The 20,881-nt window shown below is 64.1% G+C and carries 22 protein-coding genes; 5 read left to right on the top strand and 17 right to left on the bottom strand.

Annotated features, from left to right (window positions below):
• Positions 1–55: 55 nt before the first annotated feature.
• From ABFO07_RS27310 to ABFO07_RS27355, 10 genes are all read right to left on the bottom strand, one after another.
• On the bottom strand, positions 56–286 hold the full coding sequence (locus ABFO07_RS27310; protein WP_059803513.1) for a helix-turn-helix domain-containing protein: 231 nt from the start codon (positions 284–286) through the stop codon (positions 56–58).
• Entirely contained in the window at positions 283–1,251 is a 969-nt protein-coding gene (gene epsC / locus ABFO07_RS27315) for a serine O-acetyltransferase EpsC (protein ID WP_059564143.1), read from the bottom strand. The genes ABFO07_RS27310 and epsC overlap by 4 nt, the downstream gene beginning before the upstream one ends.
• A 28-nt stretch (positions 1,252–1,279) precedes the next feature.
• Positions 1,280–1,750: a rhodanese-like domain-containing protein gene (locus ABFO07_RS27320; protein ID WP_060149572.1), complete on the bottom strand. Its 471-nt coding sequence runs from the start codon at positions 1,748–1,750 to the stop codon at positions 1,280–1,282.
• A 351-nt stretch (positions 1,751–2,101) separates the two neighbouring features.
• Positions 2,102–2,893, bottom strand: coding sequence for an alpha/beta fold hydrolase (locus ABFO07_RS27325; RefSeq protein ID WP_347468923.1), 792 nt, complete (start codon positions 2,891–2,893; stop codon positions 2,102–2,104).
• 68 nt (positions 2,894–2,961) lie between these two features.
• A complete protein-coding gene (locus ABFO07_RS27330) occupies positions 2,962–3,297 on the bottom strand; it encodes a DUF4148 domain-containing protein (protein ID WP_059907105.1) in 336 nt (111 codons plus the stop codon).
• Positions 3,298–3,598: 301 nt separating this feature from the next.
• Positions 3,599–4,063 (bottom strand): hypothetical protein, encoded by a 465-nt coding sequence (locus ABFO07_RS27335; RefSeq protein ID WP_059564147.1) that lies wholly within the window; start codon positions 4,061–4,063, stop codon positions 3,599–3,601.
• Positions 4,064–4,261: 198 nt separating this feature from the next.
• Positions 4,262–4,780, bottom strand: a complete 519-nt coding sequence (locus ABFO07_RS27340) for a cytochrome P460 family protein (protein WP_347468925.1) — start codon at positions 4,778–4,780, stop codon at positions 4,262–4,264.
• A complete protein-coding gene (locus ABFO07_RS27345) occupies positions 4,780–5,817 on the bottom strand; it encodes an alpha/beta fold hydrolase (protein ID WP_059803504.1) in 1,038 nt (345 codons plus the stop codon). Before ABFO07_RS27345 ends, ABFO07_RS27340 begins: the two co-directional genes overlap by 1 nt.
• 203 nt (positions 5,818–6,020) lie before the next feature.
• A complete protein-coding gene (locus ABFO07_RS27350; RefSeq protein WP_347468927.1) occupies positions 6,021–7,298 on the bottom strand; it encodes an epoxide hydrolase family protein in 1,278 nt (425 codons plus the stop codon).
• 183 nt (positions 7,299–7,481) lie between these two features.
• On the bottom strand, positions 7,482–8,186 hold the full coding sequence (locus tag ABFO07_RS27355) for an SDR family oxidoreductase (protein ID WP_060018810.1): 705 nt from the start codon (positions 8,184–8,186) through the stop codon (positions 7,482–7,484).
• 134 nt (positions 8,187–8,320) lie between these two features.
• Between ABFO07_RS27355 and gcvA the strand changes: the two genes are divergently transcribed.
• A complete protein-coding gene (gcvA, locus tag ABFO07_RS27360) occupies positions 8,321–9,214 on the top strand; it encodes a transcriptional regulator GcvA (RefSeq protein WP_059886314.1) in 894 nt (297 codons plus the stop codon).
• Between the two features lie 26 nt (positions 9,215–9,240).
• Here gcvA and ABFO07_RS27365 read toward each other — a convergent pair whose 3' ends face one another.
• From ABFO07_RS27365 to ABFO07_RS27375, 3 genes are all read right to left on the bottom strand, one after another.
• A complete protein-coding gene (locus tag ABFO07_RS27365; RefSeq protein WP_347468928.1) occupies positions 9,241–9,843 on the bottom strand; it encodes a pyridoxamine 5'-phosphate oxidase family protein in 603 nt (200 codons plus the stop codon).
• A gap of 124 nt (positions 9,844–9,967) precedes the next feature.
• Positions 9,968–10,156, bottom strand: a complete 189-nt coding sequence (locus ABFO07_RS27370) for a hypothetical protein (protein WP_059564153.1) — start codon at positions 10,154–10,156, stop codon at positions 9,968–9,970.
• A 12-nt stretch (positions 10,157–10,168) separates the two neighbouring features.
• The gene (locus ABFO07_RS27375; RefSeq protein WP_347468929.1) at positions 10,169–11,368 is read right to left on the bottom strand and encodes a PLP-dependent aminotransferase family protein; all 1,200 of its coding nucleotides are present in this window, start codon (positions 11,366–11,368) and stop codon (positions 10,169–10,171) included.
• Between the two features lie 141 nt (positions 11,369–11,509).
• On the opposite strand from ABFO07_RS27375, the gene ABFO07_RS34815 reads away from it, so the two are divergent.
• Positions 11,510–11,740, top strand: a complete 231-nt coding sequence (locus ABFO07_RS34815; RefSeq protein ID WP_430733065.1) for a type II toxin-antitoxin system MqsR family toxin — start codon at positions 11,510–11,512, stop codon at positions 11,738–11,740.
• A 2-nt stretch (positions 11,741–11,742) separates the two neighbouring features.
• The gene (locus ABFO07_RS27385; RefSeq protein WP_060272298.1) at positions 11,743–12,144 is read left to right on the top strand and encodes a type II toxin-antitoxin system MqsA family antitoxin; all 402 of its coding nucleotides are present in this window, start codon (positions 11,743–11,745) and stop codon (positions 12,142–12,144) included.
• A 329-nt stretch (positions 12,145–12,473) separates the two neighbouring features.
• Here the strand turns inward: ABFO07_RS27385 and ABFO07_RS27390 are convergent, their stop codons facing one another.
• The 4 genes from ABFO07_RS27390 to ABFO07_RS27405 all read right to left on the bottom strand — a co-directional run bounded on the left by ABFO07_RS27390 (position 12,474) and on the right by ABFO07_RS27405 (position 18,234).
• Positions 12,474–12,770 (bottom strand): hypothetical protein, encoded by a 297-nt coding sequence (locus ABFO07_RS27390; protein ID WP_059994848.1) that lies wholly within the window; start codon positions 12,768–12,770, stop codon positions 12,474–12,476.
• 524 nt (positions 12,771–13,294) lie between these two features.
• A complete protein-coding gene (locus tag ABFO07_RS27395; protein WP_347468930.1) occupies positions 13,295–15,346 on the bottom strand; it encodes an ATP-dependent nuclease in 2,052 nt (683 codons plus the stop codon).
• A 365-nt stretch (positions 15,347–15,711) separates the two neighbouring features.
• Entirely contained in the window at positions 15,712–16,884 is a 1,173-nt protein-coding gene (locus ABFO07_RS27400; protein ID WP_347468931.1) for an NAD(P)/FAD-dependent oxidoreductase, read from the bottom strand.
• 198 nt (positions 16,885–17,082) lie between these two features.
• Complete coding sequence (locus ABFO07_RS27405; protein WP_059890157.1) at positions 17,083–18,234, bottom strand: branched-chain amino acid ABC transporter substrate-binding protein; 1,152 nt, start codon at positions 18,232–18,234, stop codon at positions 17,083–17,085.
• A gap of 292 nt (positions 18,235–18,526) precedes the next feature.
• On the opposite strand from ABFO07_RS27405, the gene ABFO07_RS27410 reads away from it, so the two are divergent.
• Positions 18,527–19,654: a J domain-containing protein gene (locus tag ABFO07_RS27410; protein WP_059807590.1), complete on the top strand. Its 1,128-nt coding sequence runs from the start codon at positions 18,527–18,529 to the stop codon at positions 19,652–19,654.
• Between the two features lie 134 nt (positions 19,655–19,788).
• A complete protein-coding gene (locus ABFO07_RS27415; RefSeq protein WP_230942312.1) occupies positions 19,789–20,871 on the top strand; it encodes an alpha/beta hydrolase in 1,083 nt (360 codons plus the stop codon).
• Positions 20,872–20,881: the final 10 nt, after the last annotated feature.

Consider the following 20,881-nt stretch of genomic DNA (forward strand, 5'->3'; position numbering starts at 1 on the left):
ATAGCCGGCATGCCGCGCAATCGATGGGGGAAACGGGGCGGCGCGGCGCGCGCCGTCAGGCGGCGAACGCGTCGGGCGCGCCGGGCAGCAGGGTCGCGATCGACACGTCGAACGCCCGCGCGATCTTGTCGGCGGTGACGATCGACGCGATCGCCTCGCCGCGCTCGATCTCGCCGACGTACGAACGGTTCAGCCCAGCATGCTCGGCGAGCTGCTCCTGCGACCAGGTGCGCGCCTCGCGCATCCGGCGCACGGTCGTGCCGAAACGATGGATCAGGTCGCTCATGACGCCGCCTGCTCGACGGGAATCCGCTCGGCCGGCGCGCGCGGCGCCTGCGACGCGTGCGATGCGTTCAGCCCTTCGCTGCGCAGCACGGCCTGCGTGATGTTCGCGCCGGGCGGCACGTCCTGCGTGAGCCACACGTTGCCGCCGATCACCGCGCCGCGCCCGATCGTCACGCGGCCGAGGATCGTCGCGCCCGCATAGATCACGACGTCGTCCTCGACGATCGGATGGCGCGCGAGCCCTTTCTCCAGATGGCCGGCCGCGTCGCGCGGGAAGCGCTTCGCGCCGAGCGTCACCGCCTGGTACACGCGCACGCGCTCGCCGATGATCGCGGTCTCGCCGATCACGACGCCCGTGCCGTGGTCGATGAAGAAGCCGCCGCCGATCCGCGCGCCCGGATGGATGTCGATGCCCGTCTCCGCATGCGCCTGCTCGGCGATGATCCGCGCGAGCAGCGGCAGGCCGAGCCCGTACAGCTCGTGCGCGAGCCGGTGATGGATCATCGCGAGGATGCCCGGGTAGCACAGCAGCACCTCGTCGACGCTGCCGGCCGCCGGATCGCCGTGGAACGCCGCGAGCACGTCGCTATCGAGCAGGCGGCGGATCTCCGGCAGCCGCGCGGCGAACGCCTGCACGGCCGCGGATGCCGGTTCGTCGGCCGGCGCGTCCGCGTTGCGCTGGCGCGCCGCGTAGCGCAGCTCCAGCATCACCTGCGCGAGCAGCGCGTTCAGCGCCGCGTCGAGCGCGTGGGCCACGTAGAAGTTCTCGCTTTCCTGGCGCAGGTCCGGCGGGCCGAGCCGCATCGGAAACAGCACGCCCTTCAGCGCGCCGACGATCTGCGCGAGCGCCTCGCGCGCCGGCAGGTCGCGGCCGCCCGGCTCCAGCGAGCGCCGCTGCTTTTCCCGCCACGCGCGGCGCTCGGCCTGCAGCGATTGAACGATGTCGTCGATGTCGAATGCGGCCACTGTCGCTTCTCCCCGTATCGGCCTTGTTTCAGTCCTGCGCCCACGGCAAGCCGTGAAAGCGCCAGCCGTTGCGGCTGCCGCGGCGCTGCCGTTCGTCCAGGTCGCCCTCGAAGCCTTCGAGCACGTTGAACACTTGCGTGAAGCCGGCCTTCGCCGCCGCCTCGGCGGCCTGCGCCGAGCGGTTGCCGCTGCGGCACAGCAGCAGGATCAGCGCATCCTTGCCGGTTTTCGCTTCCAGTTCGCGCACGAAGCGCGGGTTGCGCGTGAGGCTCGTGCCGGTCGCCCACGGTACGTGCAGCGTGTCCGGCACATGGCCGACGAACTTGCGCTCTTCGGCGGTACGCACGTCGACCAGCAACGCGTCGCCGGCCGAGAACAGTGCCCACGCGATGTCGGGTGCCACGCCGCCCGCATAGGGCGTGCCCGCGGCCGCTGCGGCAGCGCGGGCGTCGTCGAGCGCTTGCCGGGCTGCGGTTCGTTCTTCCACTGCATATGTCATGACGTCTCCTTGTCGGTTCGTCCGATCAAAAACGCTGGGATATGCGGCCGGTGCAGCTTGCATGCTGTCTATAGCCGTCAGCGCCACTATGCGAGCGCGTGCGGGGATGCAGAACCAATAAAAATTCATTTCCTAATCAGCGCCGGATGAATTGCTATCGCGGTTGTGCGCTATCGGGCGGATTGGTGCGGTTTGTCGCGCGGCGTGCGAGGCGCGCGTCGGGTGCCGAGGCGCCGACGCGGAAAGGGGGAACGGGGGGAAGAATGTCGTCGCGCCGGACGGCGCGTCGTGATGGAAACCGAAGCCGAGCGTACGGCTCGGCTTCGGCGGCGCGCGAGGCGCCGTGTTCGCTTACTGCGCGTCGTGCTTCGCGCGTTCCGCCGCCGCGATGATCGCGTCGGCCACGGCCTTCGGCTGGCTCAGCATCGCCACATGGCTGCCGTTCACGCGCGTGAGCGTCGCGCCGATCCGCTTCGCCATCGTTTCCTGCAGCGTCGGATCGATCATCCGGTCCTGCGTCGCGACGACGAAGGTCGACGGCTTCGCATGCCAGGCGGCCTGCGTGACCTTCTCCGAGAGGCACCCGCCGTACCACGGCCCTTGCGTCGCCGCGACGAGGCGCTGCTGCGCGGCCGGCAGATCCGGCGCGAAATCCTGCGCGATCGCCTTGTCCGACAGCGTGGCGAAGCCGCCCGCGTCCTTGCGCAGCTCGCCGGCCCACGCCGGCGGCGGCAGCCCCTGCGTGACGTCGGCGATCGACTGGCCGTTGTCGGGCGCGAACGCCGCGACGTAGACGAGCGACTTCACCTTGTCGTCATTGCCCGCGTCGCTGATCACCACGCCGGCCCACGAGTGGCCGACCAGCACGACGGGCCCCTGCTGCTGGTCGATCGCGCGCTTCGTGGCGGCCGCGTCGTCGGCAAGCGAGCTCAGCGGGTTCTGCACGGACACCACGTGCAGCCCGCGCGCTTCCAGCAGCGGAATCACGCGGTTCCAGCTCGACCCGTCGGCGAACGCGCCGTGCACGAGCACGACGTTGGTGCCTTTCAGATCGTCCTTCGGCGCGGCATGCGCCGCCGCTGCGCCGAACAGCCCGCCGATCACCGCGGCGGAGACCAGCACCCGTTGCATCGTTCGAACCATGGTCATGCTCCTTCTTGTCGTGTTGTTCACATGAAGCGCCGCCGATGGGCGGCGCAGGCGGCAGCGGATCACGAATGTGCGTAGAGGTCGTCGGACGGAATCGTGTCGTGGTGGACGGCGCGCGCCTGCACCATGTCGCGATGCGGCGCCGGCGCGGGCGCATCGGCCACGTTGTCGCCTTCCGACTTCGACGGGCCGTTCTGGTCGGAACGTGCGACCTGCAGCGCGGCGGCGACGTCGTCCGGGTAATGCGGTTCGCTGCGGGCCGGGTTGTAGCCGGCCTGCTCCAGCCGAACGAGTTCGGCGCGCACGTCGGCGCGGGTGAGGCCGTGGCCGGTATCGGCGAAGGACAGTGCGGGAGCGATGGCAAGCAAGGCGGCAGCGAGGATTCGGGCGGTTTTCATCAACGTTCTCCTGAAGGAAAGTGAGCAGTCGATCATTCGGTATCCGACTCAACGTCGTTCATCGAACGTTTTCTGCATGTCGACAGTAGAACCCGCCCACGTATCTCGCATGTTTCCGGAACAGGGGCCCGGTGCATGCCAGTTTTTCCAGGATGGCCGCAGATACAGTGGGATACACAATCACGCGAGGCGGCGTTGGCGATTCACGTCGCGCGCCTGCGGCAATGAACATGTCGACGTCATTGCGACGCCGAAGCGGGATCAGTCTCGAGCGCGCAGCGTGGCCGCGCGTCGGGCCCGGTCAGGCGCCAGCCCGGGCAGCGCGCGATTCCCCTTCGCTCGTCGCGCCGCCCGATTTACGCCAATACGCGTCCACCTGCCCGACGACCTGTGCGACCGTCGAGCGCGGCGCGCGCCGCAGTTGCCGATCGTAAAGCGCGAGCAACCCGCCGATCGCTGCCGTGGAGGTGGCCGTCGCCGGCGCACATCGGCCGTCGACGATCGCGCCCGAATCGCACTGGTTGATCGCTTCCTGCGCCGCGGTAAACGTGTCGCGGCTCTCGGGCCCGTCCTCGACGCCGGCTTCCAGCAGAAAATAGGCCGCGACCAGCGCGTGGGTCAGCCCGACCAACGTATGGCGATCGCCTTGGCCAGCCTGAAGGGTACACAGTGCGAGATGGCACTCGAGCGAGATCCTGTCGCGATCCGCAGCGGGGAGCGGCAACAGGTCGAACTTCGATCGGGCCACGATCTTCCGCGGTTTCATCTATGTGGCGATGCTCAGACGTTTGCGATGCCCTGTGATTACGGCATCGTTCGACGCGAACTTTAGCCGTGCAGCCAGGGAAAATTCCGCCACCGCCCGAATACGCCGATTTTTAATTCGAAGACCCAACCGCAACCCACGGCGAAAAGCGGCGTGCCGAGCACGGCACGCCGTTTTTCGCTGACGCTTCACGTCATGTCACGGCGCGAGCCGCGTGAACACGAAGTCGTGGTTCTTCACGCGCGCCTGGTGGCACGCGAAGCAAGTCTGATGCTGGCCGAGGTCGGCCGGCACGCCGTTGATGAAGCGCCCGAAGCCCCAGCCGCCGGTCGATGCGTAGCGGCGCGAATCCTTCACCATCACCTGCACGGTCGTCGCCTGCCCCGGCACCGTCGCCGGCGGAAACTCGTCGGACTGCTTGCGTTTGTAAGCGAGCTTGACGAGGATCGTGCCGTCCGGAAACGGCAGCGTCGCCTGCTCGAGCGCGCGGATCGCGACCGGATTGCCGAGCACCACGCGCAGCTCGTCGAGCGGCGCGGCCTCCTCGGCCGGCGCGACCATCTCCCATTTCCGGTAGCCGGGCGGGATCGTCACGCCGTAGATCGGCGACGCCGCCGGTTTCTGCTGCTCCGCGACCGCCGCCGGGCCGTTCGCCGCGAGCGCGCCGAGCAGCAGCGCGCCCGCCACGCGCCGCCGGATGCCGGTTGCCGCCCGCATCACAGGTGCTCCACTTGCAGGATCGCGTCGGCGAATGCCTGCGGCGCTTCCTGCGGCAGGTTGTGGCCGATGCCGCCGCTGATCGTGCGGTGCTGATATTTACCAGTGAATTTCTTCGCATACGCGGCCGGTTCCGGATGCGGTGCGCCGTTCGCGTCGCCTTCCATCGTGATCGTCGGCACCGAGATCGACGGGCCCGCCGCGAGACGCCGCTCGATGTCGTCGTATTGCGCCTCGCCCTTCGCGAGCCCGAGACGCCAGCGATAGTTGTGGATCACGACGGCCACGTGATCGGGGTTGTTGAACGACGCCGCCGAGCGCGCGTAGGTCGCATCGTCGAACTGCCATTTCGGCGAAGCGAGTTGCCAGATCAGCTTGTTGAACGCCTCGCGGTTCGTCGCATAGCCGAGCGCGCCGCGCTCGGTCGTGAAGTAGAACTGATACCACCACTGGAATTCGGCCTGCGGCGGCAGCGGCTTGCGGTTTGCCTCCTGGCTGCCGATCAGGTAGCCGCTCACCGACACCAGCGCCTTCACGCGCTGCGGCCACAGCGCCGCGATGATGTCGGCCGTGCGCGCGCCCCAGTCGTAGCCGCCGAACACCGCGCGGTCGATCTTCAGCGCGTCCATCAACGCGACGATGTCGACCGCCGTCACGGCCTGCTGGCCGTTGCGCGGCGTGTCGGCCGAGCGGAACGTGGTCGAGCCGTAGCCGCGCAGGTACGGCACGATCACGCGATAGCCGGCCGCCACGAGCAGCGGCGCGACCTCGGCGTAGCTGTGGATGTCGTACGGCCAGCCATGCAGCAGGAACACGACGGGGCCGTTCCTCGGGCCGACGTCCGCATACCCGACGTTGAGCACGCCCGCGTCGATCTGGTGGATCGTGTCGAACGACGCGCCGCCTGACGCGCGCGGCTTCGGCGGCGCGACGGGCGCCGTTTGCGCGTGGGCGAGCGTGCCGAGCCCGAGGTCGGCGAGGCTCGCAAGCGTCGTACCGAGGATCAGGCGGCGGCGGGTGTTCACGGTATCAGGCATGACTCGTTCTCCATGGTCGTTAGCTGAGGAAAGGGCGCGCTGCAATCGCTTCACCAGATTTATATCCGAACCGGGCGGACGCTTTGTATCCCAACGTATCTGTGTTCGATACCGACATACAGCGATTCAAAATCCGTCGAAAAACAACGCTCTCAGACGAACGCGAGCCGCCTTTCAGCAGGCCCGCGCCCTTCAGGCCACGCCTACGCGCGACGCAGCGGCCGGAACCCGGCACGCACCTCCTGCGCGAACAGCTCGGGCTCCTCCCATGCCGCGAAATGCCCGCCCTTGTCGACTTCGTTGAAATAGATCAGGTCGTGATAGCAGCGCTCGGCCCAGCTGCGCGGCGCCTGGTAGATCTCGCCGGGAAACACGGTGATCGCCGCCGGCAGCGCGATGTCCACCGCGTTGAAGTTGTTCGAGTGATCTTCCCAGTAGATCTGCGCGGCGGACGTCGCGGTGTTCGTCAGCCAGTAGAGCGAGATGTCGTCGAGAATCTCGTCGCGCGGAATCGAGCGCTCGGGAATGCCGCCGCTGTACGTCCACTGCGAGATCTTGTCGACCATCCAGGCGGCCTGCCCTGAAGGAGAATCGGCGAGCGCATAGCCGACGGTTTGCGGGCGCGTCACCATCATCGCCGAGTAGCCGCAGTTGTCGCGATAGAACGTCGCGAGCTTCTCGTACGCGGCCTTCTCCTTCGGCGACAGCCCGGCCGGCGCGGGCGCGTCGGTGGCGAGCAGCGTCGCGATGTCGGGCGGCACGGTGGCCGGCATGTTCACGTGTATCCCGGCCAGCCCCTTCACGCGCTGCTTCGCCATCCGGTGCGAGATCACCGAGCCGCAGTCGCCGCCCTGCGACACGAAGCGCGTATAGCCGAGGCGCGCCATCAGCTCGCCCCACGCGCGCGCGATGTGGTCGGAGCCCCAGCCCGTGTTCGCCGGGCGGCCCGAGAAGCCGAAGCCCGGCAACGACGGCACGACGACGTGGAACGCATCGTCGGCGCTCGCGCCGTGCGCGGTCGGGTCGGTCAGCGGGCCGATCGCCTTCAGCAATTCGAAGATCGAGCCGGGCCAGCCGTGCGTCATGATCATCGGCATCGCGTTCGCGTGGCGCGAGCGTACGTGGATGAAATGGATGTCGAGGCCGTCGATCTCGGTGATGAACATCGGGAAGCCGTTCAGGCGCGCCTCGCCCTTGCGCCAGTCGTAGTCGGTGCCCCAGTAGCGGAGCAGCGCCTGCATGCGCGCGAGCCGCACGCCCTGCGATTCGTCGGCGACGGTCTCGCGGCCCGGCCAGCGCGTCGCGGCGATGCGGCGGCGCAGGTCGGCGAGCTGGTCATCGGGAATGTGCGCGGTGAACGGGCGGATGCTGCCGCCGCCCGTCGCGGCATGGAGTGCGGTGGGAAGCATCGCGGATACGCCCGCGGCCACGGACGTGGCCAGCAGGTGACGCCGCATCGGGGAAAACGGTGTGGAAGACATCGCTTGGCATCTCCTTTCGGAAAGTGGACATGCCGCGCGCCCGGGGGCGTCTCTCCTTTCGTTTCTGGCGCGCCCCGGCCACGCGGTGTCGCCCATTTGAAAGGTCTGATGTATCCGGGATTTGTCTGACTTGTAGGGTTTTGTAGCAGGCAGGCGGCCGGGCGGCCGCCTCCGTCGCGACGCTCAGAGCGCCTTCACGATCGCGCCGTCGACGCGAATGTTCTGCCCCGTGATGTAGCCCGCGCCGTCGGACAGCAGGAACGCGACCGTCTTCGCGATCTCCTGCGTCTTGCCGAACCGGCCGGCCGGAATGCGCGCGACGATCTCCGGTGTTTCCGGCCAGCTGTCGATGAAGCCCGGCAGCACCGCGTTCATCCGGATGTTCTCGGCCGCATAGCGTTCCGCGTAGAGGCGGGTCCACGCGCTCAACGCCGCGCGCAGCGCCGACGACACGGGCATCGGCTGCTCGGGCGCATCCGCCGCGAAGCTCGAGATGTTCACCACCGCGCCGCCGCCCTGCTTCTGGAAGATCGGCGTCACGCGGCGCATCACGCGCACGACGTTCAGCAGGATCAGGTCGAGCCCCGCGTGCCAGTTGTCGTCGGTGATCGCCAGCAGGTCGCCCTTCGGCGGATGGCCTGTGTTGTTCACGACCGCATCGATCCGGCCGTAGCGCGCGACCGTCTCCCGCACCAGCCGCTCGATGTCGGCGTCGTCCGTCACCGAACCCTGGATGCCGAAGCCGCCCAGTTCCTCGCTGAGCGCCACCGCGCTGCCGGACGGCGACATCAGTGCGACGCGGTAGCCCGTCGCCGCCAGTTCGCGCGCGATCGCCGCGCCCATGCCCTTGCCCGCCGCCGTGATCAGCGCCACTTTTTCTACAGTCACGATGTGCTCCTCGTTCGACACCTGCCGCCGCGCAGCCGCCATTCGGCGCGCCTTGGTGGTAATGTAGGCGCATCCTTGCCGGCTGTCGAACCAGTATTTCTGCCGCCAGCCAATAGATTTTCTACAGCCTGACAATGCCGCTCCGCCCTTCCCGCCTGCCGCCGCTCAATGCGCTCCGCGCGTTCGAGGTTTCCGCCCGGCACCTGAATTTCCGCGCCGCCGCCGACGAGATCGGCGTGACGCAGGGCGCGGTCGCGCAGCAGGTGCGCCATCTCGAGGACGTGCTCGGCCTGAAGCTGTTCGAGCGGCTGCCGCGCGGCCTCGCGTTGACGCACGACGGCGCCGCGTATTTCTCCGACGTGCAGCGCGCGCTGAACGCGATCGCCGACGCGACCGGCCGGCTCGTGAAGCGCCGCGCGACGCTGACGATCAGCACGACGCCGTCGTTCGCGTCGAAGTGGCTGATTCCGCGCCTCGCGCAGTTCACCGACGCGCACCCCGGCTACGACGTGCGCGTGATCGCCGACCAGCAGCTCGCGACGTTCCGCCACGACGGCGTCGATCTCGCGATCCGCTACGGCAAGCCGCCGTTCGGCAAGCATCTCGCCGCGCACGCGCTGTTCCCGCTCGACGTCAGCGCGGTGTGCAGCCCCGCGCTGCTGGCCGCGCCCGCGTCGCCGCGCGCGCTCGCCGGCCAGGTGCTGCTGCACGACGCGCACGATCTGTGGCCCGCGTTCCTCGACGCGCTGCCGGAGAGCGTCGACGTCGATCCGCACAAGGGGCTGCGCTTCAACCAGACGTCGCTCGCGATCGACGCGGCCGTCGCCGGCCAGGGCATCGCACTCGCGACCGATCCTTTGGTCGAGCGCGATATCGCGGCCGGCCGGCTGTGCAGGCCGTTCGATTTCGCGTTTCCGCTGTCGATGGGGTTTTATCTCGTGTATCCGGCCGAACGGCGGGACGATGAGGCGATCGCGGTGATGCGCGAGTGGATGATTCGTCAGGCGGTGGCGGACGGGCAGCCCTGAGCGAGGGCGGTCATCCGGTCATCAAGTCAGGGGGCGATCCAGCGGGCTTCGTAGCCGTCATCTTGCAGATCGAATACCGCGCGGCGATGGCCGGCGCGCGCGAGTTCGAGCCAGTCGATGCGCGTGACGGTTACGTAGATCAGGCAGAAATTGGCGTAGCCGTCGTCTTCCGGCGTAGCGCGTTGATTCGCGGTGACATGCGCATCTTCGGGGGCATCGACCAGCGTTCCCGGCGGCAATGGCGCGCGATACAGCAGCAGCGTATGCGGACGGCTCGATTGCCAGATCGCGCGGCGCTCGGCTTCGTCGTCGCTGATCGATGCGATGCCTTCTATTCGAATCTGGAGGAGCGCGTCGAGATCGTTGCCGACGAGCGCGATGCGCGGGTCGCGACGCAACTCCGCGACCTTCTCCGAACGCACGTCGGTGTGGAATGACAGCCGATGCTCGGCGCGGCGTACCTGACGCAACACGACCGTGCGCACCTTCGGCGCGCCGTCGAGGCCGAGCGTCGCGAATTGCAGCATCGTGAACGGCGAGCGGTGTTCGCTGACGCCGGATTCAAGGCGCGACCAGAGACGGTCGTAGGTATCCGAAAGCGATTCGGCGGCGGTGTCGGAAGCGGGCATGATCGGCGATCGGGAGCGTCTGTATCTATATCTATATCTATATCTGGATTGATCGCGAGAGCTTAACCGTTTCGGCAGCAGGCGGCGTTGCGCGTGTGGCGCACCGCCCGCTGGTTCGGTCGTATCAGTTGTAGCCGCGCACGGCCGGTGCCGTGTCGCCCGCGTCGGCAGGCTCGGCGCCGAACCGGCCGAGCACGTCGGCGACGTATTGCGGCCCGGCGCTGATCTGCGACGACCGGTGCGCGACGGGGTGGGTGTCGGCGATGCCCAATGCTGCGTCCAGCGATGCGAAGTCGTTTGCGGTGAAGTTCATGTTTGTGTCTCCTCAGGCGGCCAGCGCCGCGCCATACGCGCGCACGAGGCGCGCCACGCCTTCCCGGATCGCGTCGACGTCCGGCGCGGCGAACGACAGGCGCAGCGATGCGTCGTCGACGTTGTCCGCGAAGAACGCGTTGCCGGGCACGAAGACGATCTTGTTCGCGATCGCCTGCTGCAGCAGCACGGCCGACGACACCGCGCCGATCCGCGCCCATACGAACATCCCGCCTTCTGGACGATGGAATTCGATCGCGTCGCCGAAGCCGGCTTGCAATGCGTCGCACATCGCGTCGCATTTGCGCTGGTAGGCCGCCGTGATGCGCGGCAGATGGCGTTCGAGCGCGCCGTCGGCCAAGTATTCGGCGGCGGTTGCCTGCGTCCACGGCGCGCTGCACAGATCGACCGTCTGCTTCGCGATCACGCAGCGCCGCGCGATCTCGGCCGGCGCGATCGTCCAGCCCACGCGCAGCCCCGGCGCGACGATCTTCGACAGGCTCGCGAAATGCACGATCCAGTCGCGCGCGCCGTCCACTTCATCGGCCAGCGCGAGCATCGACGGCACGGCTTCGCCCGCGAAACGCAGGTCGCCGTAGGGGTCGTCCTCGATGATCAGGAAGCGGTATTGCACCGCGAGACGCAGCAGTTTCAGGCGACGTTCGCGCGTGAGCGTCGCGCCGGTGGGGTTTGCGAAGGTCGGGACGGTGTACAGCAGCTTGGGTTGCGCGATCGTGCCCGACGCGAGCAGCGTGCCGAGGCGATCGACGTCGAGGCCTGCGCCGTCGACCGGGATCGTCACGATGCGGGCTTGCTGCAGGCGCATTGCCTGCAGCGTCGCCGGGTAGGCCGGTTGCTCGGTCAGCACCACGTCGCCCGGTGCGACCATCACGCGCAGCAGCAGGTCGAGGCCTTGTTGCGAGCCGGTCGTGACGAGCAGTTCGGCCGGGGTGCAAGTCACGCCGCGGCGGGACATCAGCGCGATCAGTTGCTGCTTGAGTTCGGCAAGGCCGTCGGTCGGGCCGTATTGCAGGCAGCGGATCGGTTGCGCGTAGGCGCGTTCGGCGGCGGTGTTCAGGCCGTCGATGTCGAACAGGTCGCTGGCCGGATAGCCGCCCGCGAAGGAAATCATCCCGGGTTCGGCAAGGTACTTGAACAACTCGCGGATCGGCGAGCCTGCGGGGTGCTGGAATGAAGGGGTGAACGCGTACATGTCGTCGTGGGCTGGTTGGCGGAAAGCGGCCGACGGTACGGGCCGCCTGCCACCGGCCATCGACGCTCGTGGCGCCGACGGCGATTGCAAGCCCAGATTGTCGACAGCCGTTAAGGCCGCCGCAAACGATATCTATGCACTATGTCTTGCGGTTTGGTCATCAATGGGGGGAGCCCGCGTTTCGCTGACTTCGACCGCGACGTTGGCGTCGTCATGTCGCGCGATGCCGCCGATTTCTACAAGAGCATGACGACCTACGCCGACCATACAATCTGGCAGGATGTGTACCGGCCTCGCACCGTATACGGCAGCGTATATCTCAAACCGATCGTGATCGACGACGTGCTGATCGTGTCGTTCAAGGAGCTGTGAAAATGAAATGCCCTGCATGCGGTGCCGCAAAACTCGTCCGCGATATGCGAGACATTCCGTATACCTACAAAGGCGAGTCGACCACGATTCCCGCGGTGACCGGCGACTTCTGTCCGGCGTGCGGCGAATCTGTCCTGGACATGGCGGAAGCGACGCGTTTCGGCGAAGCGGTGACGGCGTTCAACAAGCAGGTGAACGCGGCGATCGTCGACCCGAAGTTCATCGCGACCGTGCGCAAGAAGCTGTCGCTGGATCAACGCGAGGCGGCGGAAATCTTCGGCGGTGGCGTCAATGCATTCTCTCGCTACGAAACCGGCAAGACCAAGCCACCGCTCGCGCTCGTCAAACTACTGAAAGTGCTGGATCGTCACCCGGAGTTGCTGGCGGAAGTGCGGGCGTCGTAACGGCGTCGTCGGATGAAAAAAGCGCGACGTGGCCCGTCAGGCCCCGCCCGTCGCTGTTTCGTGTCCTGTACGAGTTGGGTCATCAATGCCGGGCTGAGGGAAGCATTGGAAACGCCCGCGCTCTGCCCTTAATTGAATCTGTTCCATTGTTTCGCGAGGCGGGTTGCAGCTTCAAGGCCCTTGCGGCCATGACAGTTGTTAAAGGTGACGGTCGGCATGCGGCGCGACATCCGAGGCGAGGGCCAGGGCGATAGCGTCCCGGCGGTCAGTCGTGTTCGCGAGCATTCGGCCGTCTGGCAGCAAGGGCCGCGCGAAGCGGCCCCGGTTGCTTATTCCGTGTTCGCTCGCTCAGAAGGCTGATGGTAAGGCTGCTCTCGAAGCGCAAGCTGGCTGTAGTCGGGCGTGATGGTGATTTTCCGGGTGACGTGGTTGATGTCGAGGAAGACTCGGTCACCCGGTTCGAATCCGAACAGCTTGAAGTGCATGTCGACGACGTGCATCCATGGCAGGTATGGCCAGCCTCTCTTGGGCCGGTCAGGCGAGTTGCGGAGCATCATCGCAAGGATGGTGTTCGGTTTGCGAGGTTTGCGCTTTTTGGGGCGTGAATTACTATTGGCGTCAGCCATGGTCAACTCCTCGGATGAGTTGGTTGTGGTCAGCGGGTCGTATGGGTTGCCGCCCATGCGGCCCGCGCTTTTTTGCTGCCGTGAAATTCCTTCTCTTCCCTTCGCTACGTCTTGTCGGGCAAGACGATTTTTTCGACCACCGGCGCAAAGGGTGCCCAGGTCAACATCCGATGGTCGAGAAGCAAGGCTTCAAGACCAGTTTAGCTGCGCTGGCGTCTCAGAAATGGGGTGGTGATCGGGATTAGCCGAAGGGTATATGGACGGGCGCGACACCTGGACGGATGTTGCGAATTAGTCATCTTCGTTCCGTTGCGCCTACAGAATTGCTCAAACTGGCCGACCGCGTTCGCACACGGTCGGTCGTAACCGCCCCTGAGCGGACATCGTGCACCTCTTCAATTAGATGGCAGCTTCCGAGGCTCACCGGTCACCGGACCCTTAATACACTACCCTGATAATCCGAAGCCAAGCACTCATCGCCTTCATCCCATGTGTAGTCACGGAACATAATGCACCGCTTACATTTAAGTTCCCGTTAACGCTGCCAGCAAACCTTTCACAGATCGCCAATTCTCAGACTGCGAATTTCGCATTTGCGTTATAACTCGCCTCTTAAAATTTCGAACATTCATTCTGAGTCGCCCAGATGCACCTACATCTCGAAAAAGACGTTTCCCATCGCAATCCTCTCGCCACTTTACTTCCCATATTGCGCGCAATTCATCCCTCCTCGTCGCGCAAGCCGACTCAAATTTTAACTTCCATTCACTCTCCGACCACGAATCGAGTGAATTTTTCATAGTGCTCAACCGATGGGCTAGAATGTTCGCAATGCCAGACATCTCTTTTCCTCTGATGTCATTTGCCCTCAGCCCAACATCACCGAACGCATAAGTCGCATACACTTCTCGAGCGGCTCGCTCAGTGAGTTGATTGAACGCAAGTGATTTGAGGAATTGGTTAACTTCGCCCATGTTGGAGAACGGTTCTTTCGTGACGTCTGCGTCCATCAGAAGATCAGAAATCGCATCCATATCAAGCAGGTAATTTTCTAGACATCTCCGATCCCACTGCAGCACCTTCACACCATTGGTGCTTTTGAGTGTGCTCGGGGCGTCATCCTTGTCAAATATAAAATATCGTATTGAGGTCGATGGGGCGTCCTTCTCCACTGATTGAAGTAGCTCAATTTGCCGCTCCACTTCGAATCGCCCCCCCAAGTCCTTAATTTTGAGGCGGCGCAGCATATCACCAAAACCAGTCTCCAACATCAAAACGTCATCCGGCCCTTCCACAAATATTATTCCTTTGAATAGAAGTTCTTCACTTTCAGATGTTCCCAGTGATCGAAGGGCGGAAGAAATGACTTCTTGATCCTGCCGCCTCACCTTTGTGAGCATGCTTCCGGATTGCAAGCTATATAGAGAGCATTCGTCCCGATCAAAAGCGCCAGCCAATATCTCCGGCGAATGAGAGCAAATTATAAGTTGCAAATTTTTTCGGCGTGCATACTGGTCTACGATAAACGGCAAAAGCTCTTTGCTTACAGCGGGGTTGAGATGAAGCTCGGGTTCGTCCAATAAAATTAAGCCACCATCGGTCACCGTGCGCTCGATAAGCAAGAATGTAAGAATCAAGCCCTTTTCACCACTACTCATTCCATCAAGGTCAAACTGGCGACCAGATTCGTCCTCGATTGTTATCGATAGCAGGCCAATTTCGTTAATTCCAACCCCTTTAATATGCCTACCCTTAAGAACTCCAGCAAAGATTCTATGAAATTCTTCGAACAAATTCGATCTATCCGTGTCACTCATTACTATTGCGGAAAATATCGTATTCTTTAATCTCGTATATTTAAGCTGTGGTTGTGAGTTATGTGCTTCTAGCTGCTGACTAGAATCCGCCGATCCCAGTTGCACGGGTTGCTCCCCAGCCGGCATCGCTCGGTCGGCCGGGAAATAACTAAATATTGTTTGACTTGGCGCATTGCGACCTTCGAGAATCGATAAGAAGATCGGAGCGATTTGACTGCCGGTAGAGGTCGGTCCGACGCCTGGAGTAATCGTTAGCTCAAGCAATGCTTGTCGCTCATTTGCATCAATCGCTGTCAACTCATCTTTAATTTCCGTCGCGGATTTTTCAAGTTCATTTTTTCCATGAGGCGAAGATAGGAATGAAATGAGGGCACCTGAAGACGCGAAAGACTGTCCCATTCTTGCCTGCACCACACTTGTCGCGATCTGTGGAATTCGCCCTTTTAGCCACTCAATTTCATCGACAGCAAATCTGTAGCAGCAAGAAATAACTATCGGCTGCGATTCATCCTGAGCTATCGCACCAATATTCATTCGATTGAGCACATGAGGTGATGCCGCACCGAGCGCAAATAGCGCCTGATTGCTTTCATTTTGAGTTCGAGGTGCGAGCATCGCCTTTGCCAGTCTAATTGCCTCAAGGATCGTACTCTTCCCGATGGCATTTGGCCCGACGATTACATTGACTTGATTGTCGAAATCAATTTCAATGTGTTTTAGTGCGCGAAAATTCAGAATTTTTAACGACCGCAAATGCATGGCCTCTTCTCCGAATGTTATTCGATAACGCGACAGGGCTAAATTGGTGATTCTCCGCCGACAAGTTAGTCTATGGAGCCGAAGATTTGGGCGCAACTGACGCAAACCCCCATTACTTGATGCGATAGCGTGAAAGGATCGGCGGATGTGTCTAATTGGTGCACGATTTTCTGTTCTTAGGGCGCAGCCGACCGTTGAGTTTCCGGGCACAAGCATCGGCCAACGGCTGCTCCTGCCCGACTGCGAACGACACCTACCCCATCCCGCATCACCCCACCCGCAAACAAAAAAGCCCGACAAACGTCGGGCCAACAGTTGAGACACAAGGAGAATCCCGCCCGCTCGCGACGGGCGTTCACGCCGCACTACACGACGTTCTTTTCGACAATCGGCCGGTTTTCCAGCACCCGCTCCCAGCCAAGCGACGACAAATCGAGCGTCTCATACCGCCCACCAAGAATCAGCTCACTCACCCCCCGCCCCGTCGCCGGCCCTTGCTGCAGCCCGTGCCCGCTATACCCATTCGCGAACACGACGTTATCGAGTTTCGGGTGATACCCGATGATCGCGTTGTGATCGAACACGTTGTACTCGTAGTACCCTGACCAGCAGTTCTCCACCCTTAGCGCTTCGAACTCCGGCACACGATGCGCGAGCGTCGGCCAGATCACCTCGTCGAACAGGTCGTGATCGACTTCATCGAGCGGCAAATCATCGGGGTCCTTATCAGGGCTCGGCGACGTCCCACAGATATACGTCCGCCCTTCCGGCCGAAAATAAACCCCTGTCGGATCGATCAACAACGGGCAATCCGCAAGCTTCGCCGGCGACGAAACATTGAAAATACTGCGACGCCGCGCATAAACGGGAATATCAATCCCCATCATCGCCGACAGCGTCCGTGCCCAAGCCCCCGCCGCATTGACCATCGAATCGCACGCATAGCGCTCGCCATCGCTCGTGACAACATGCGTAACCTTCCGCCCATCACGCACAACCCCCGTCACATCCGACGCCACATACCGCACCCCAAGCGCCTGCGCCTTCTTGCGCAGCGCCTGCACGAGCCCATACCCGTCGAACCACCCCTCGCCGCTCACGCCATACGCACCCGACACGAGATCATCGACATTCAACCAAGGAAACTTCTCCCGCAGCGCGCCCGCGTCCATCAACCGGATATCCGCCCCCAGCCTCGTCTGCAGCGCATGATTCTCACGCAACGTCGCATCGCCGGCCGGCGTCGCAAGAAACAGATACCCGCCTTCATGCAGATCGATCGACGGCCGATTGCCGTCGACTTCGAGCCGCTCCCCGATCGTGCGCAGAAACTCAATACCGAACAGCGACATCTCGATCGACAGCGGCGTCGAGAACTGCTGGCGAATCGACGCGGCCGACAGCGCCGACGACGATCTCGCATAGGTGGGATCGCGTTCGATGACGGTCACGGAAACCGTCGGATCGGTGGCGCGCAGGAAATAGGCGATCGAGCTGCCGATCACACCACCGCCGACGATGACGACTTGAGAACTCACGACTGACTCCAGTTACGCGTAAAGGGCGCGGCCAAACCGGCCACGCCCGAAGGTTGTTCATGCCGCATCGCGCGCGGCGCAGCGCCGGCGGAAAACCCTCGCGGCCTGCCCGGCGTGCACCGCGATCGCACCCGATCGCTCACGGTATTTCAGCACGTCCGGCCTCACCGCGAAAGCCTCCGCGCACACGCGTTCAGTTCAATTCGACGACTTCGTCGTAACCGGCTGCCACGCGGCGTTCTTCACTTCATACAGCGTCGAGCTCGGGTTCTTCAGGTCGCCCGTCTCCGTGAACGCGATCGTGCCGGTAATGCCGTCGTAGCTCGTCCCCTTCAGCGCGCCGTTGAAATCCGCGGGCTTCGCCGAATTGGACTTCTGCATCGCCTTGATCGCGACCCACGTCGCGTCGTACGCAAACGGCGCATACGCGAGCATGTCGACGCCGTACTTCTGCTTGAACTTCGTCTCGAACAGCTTGCCCTTCTCGAGCCGCGACAGCGGCTGCCCGTACTCCCACACCGACGCGCCTTCCGCCGCGCCGCCGGCAAGCCGGATGAAGTTCGCGTTCATCACGCCGCCGCCCGCGAGGAACTGCGCCTTGATGCCGAGCTGGCGCATCCGCTTCACGAGCATCGCCGCCTGCGCGTCGAGGCCGCCGAAGAACACGAGGTCCGCGTTCACGCTCTTGACCTTCGTGAGCTGCGCGCTGAAATCCACGGCCTTGTCGTTGGTGAACTCGCGCGCGACGATCGTCCCGCCGTTCGCCTTCACGGCCTTCTCGAATTCGTCGGCTTCGCCCTGGCCGAACGCGGTGCGATCGTCGATGATCGCGATCCGCTTCGCCTTCGTCACCGTCGCCGCATACGTGCCCGCGTTGCCGGCGTTCTGCGTGTCGGTCGCGATCACGCGATACACGGTGCCGAGGCCCGCGCGCGTGATCTCCGGATTGGTCGCCGACGGCGTGATCATCGGAATGCCGGCCTTCGCGTAGATCTTCGAAGCCGGCAGCGTCGTGCCCGAGTTGAAGTGGCCGATCACGACCGCCACCTGCGCGTCGGCCAGCTGCTGCGCGGCCTGCACGCCGGCGCGCGGGTCGCTCTGGTCGTCCTGCGACGCAACGACGAACTTCACCGGCTTGCCGCCGATCGTCGGGCGCGTCGCGTTCGCTTCGTCGACGGCCATGCGCACGCCGTTCTCGATGTCCTTGCCGTATGCGGCGCCGCCGCCGGTCAGCGGGCCGGCCACGCCGACCTTGACGACCGTTTCCTGCGCAAGGGCCGCGCCCGTGGGGAGCGCGAGAATCGCCGCGGCAAGCGCCACGCCGGACAGGGAGCGAATTCGGAACTTCATCGGGGCATTCCTTCGTTCTGGGGGGAAGCGGATGCGCAGCGCGGCGCCGTCTCCGGGCGCCTTTCACCGCGAAAGTGGTGAGCCGATTGTGGGTAGCCAATACCCGCGCAGCAAACGAAATATCGGAACTATGTTGTGAGCAATAGTCATCAAGTCGCGGCGAACGCGCGATCCGGCAGGCGGCAGGCGGCAGGCGCTCAGGCGTCAGGCGCTCAGGCGCTCAGGCGCTCAGGCGCTCAGGCGCTAGAATGCCCCTTTGTTTCATGCGCCGCAGCCACCAAGAGGAACCGCCATGCCCCGCACAAACAGCCGGTCCGTCAGCATCGCGTCGGACTCCGGCAAGACCGTCCTGTCCAAGGGGCAGAAGGCATTCAACGCGCTGATCAAGCAAATCGAGAAGCGCCGCAAGCGCCTGTCGGCATGGGAGCACGTCATGCCCGCGTTCCAGAAGCGATATGTCGACGAGCTGTTGCCGCTCGAACGCGCGTGGACGGAGCTGCGCACCACGATGACTTTCCGGCTCGACGAGGCAAGCGAGCGGAAAGGCTTGACCAAGGCCGAGCAACGCACGATCTCGACGCTGATCGCCAACCTCGCCGGCGACCTGCTCGACGCAAACGCCGATGCGCGGTTGAAGGCCATCTACAACCGGCATGGCGGAACCGACTACGACGTCGAAATGGCCGCCGAATTCGCGACGATGAAAGCCGAGCTGGAAGCGATGCTCGGCATCGAACTCGACGACGACCTCGACATGAGCGCGCATGACGAAGTCCTGCAACACGTTCGGGCGAAGCTGGAACAAGAGCGGGCTCGGGACGAGGCCAACAAGCGGGCGCGGGAAGCGCGGCGGGCCGAACGGCAAAAATCGGCGAAGCAGCTTGCGAAGGAATCGCAACAGCAAGCCGAACAGGTCGAACTGAGCCAGTCGATCCGTGACGTCTATCGCAAGCTCGCGAGCGCGCTGCATCCCGATCGGGAGCCCGACCCGCTGGAGCGCGAGCGCAAGACTTCGCTGATGCAACGCGTGAACCAGGCCTACGACAGGAACGATCTGCTGAAACTGCTGGAATTGCAGCTCGAACTCGAGCACATCGACCAGCACGCGATCAACCAAATCAGCGAAGATCGCTTGAAGCACTACAACAAGATACTCAAGGAGCAAGTCGCCGAACTCGACCAGGAGATCCGGCATGTGGAATCCCACCTCAGGTTCGCCTACGGCCTTTCTCCGTACGTCGAAGTCTCTCCCGATACGGTGTTGCTCAATCTCGCGCGTGAAATCATCAGGCGCGAGCAGGACATTCGCGGTCTGAAGGAAGAGATGCCGCTGTTCGACGACCTCGGGAGCCTGAAGCGTTGGCTGAAGGAGCTGAAACGTCAGCAGTCGGCCTTCCCGGTCGACGAGATGCCGTTCTGACGAGCGGGCGTCGACGCTTTGCGCGGCATCGACGCCCTCCGTCAATTGCGCGCGGCGGCCCCCCGCCCGCTCGCGATGCACTCGCTTCGCTCCGCGCATTCCGTTCGTTGGTGAACACATGACGCCGCTATAGAATGCGGATCAGGGTTTCGATCCGGCCGCTTGCTGCGGTCGCACGCCATCTGATTTCCGCCGCCATGCTTTCCAACAGTTACGAGACGCAAACCTGCTGGTTGCGCTACCAGCCGCATTTCCCGCTGCACGCGCGGATCGATGCAGCCACGGCGCCACGCGAGGCCTGGCACGAATGGCGCGGTGCGGCCATCCATGTCGATCGCTTCGACGCGCCAGACGCCGCGCTCACGGTGATGCTCGTGCACGGCGCCGGCGGCTACGGCCGATTGTTCGCACCGCTCGGCCGGCTGCTGCATCGCGCCGGCCACAACGTGATCGCGCCGGACCTGCCGGGTTACGGCCTCACCCGCTCGCCCCACACGCTTGTCCGATATCCGGTCTGGGTCGACTTGATCTGCGACCTCGCCCGCGCCGAACACGCCCGCACCGGGCAGCGCGTCGCATTCTTCGGCGGCAGCCTTGGCGGCTACCTTGCGTATCTGTGCGCAGCGCGGCTCGGCCCCGATATCGCAGCAGGCGTCATCGCGACCACCTTGGCCGACCCGCGCACACCGCTCGTGCGACACCAGTTCGCCCGCAACAGGCTGGTACGGCATGGCATGATGCCGCTGCTGCCGCTTGCCGCGCGGCTGGCGGGCGGTCTGCGGTTGCCGGTCAAATGGTTTACGCGGATGGGCGCAATGGCGAACGACGACGCGCTGAACCGGATCGTTGCCGCCGATCCATGCGGCGGCAACGTTCGCGTACCCATCGCGTTCATGGCGTCGATCTTTGCGGTGCGGCCGGACATCGAACCCGAGCAGTTCGACGTCTGCCCGGTGTTGCTCGCGCACCCGGCTGCCGACCGCTGGACGCCGATCGAGTCGAGTCTGCCGTTCTTCACGCGGCTGCGAGCGCCGAAGCAGCTCGTGATGCTCGACGGCTGCGGGCATTTCCCGGTCGAGATGCCAGGCATCGGTCAGCTGGAAGCGGCAGCGCTCGCGTTTCTCGACGAAATCGCAAAGTCCCGCCCCGACACTCGTCGAGGCACAGGATGTGCGTCAACACGCGATTCGACGCCCCAAATCGGAACCATGTCGTGAGCGATAGCCA

It is taken from the genome of Burkholderia stagnalis (assembly GCF_039848545.1).
Taxonomy (GTDB): domain Bacteria; phylum Pseudomonadota; class Gammaproteobacteria; order Burkholderiales; family Burkholderiaceae; genus Burkholderia; species Burkholderia stagnalis.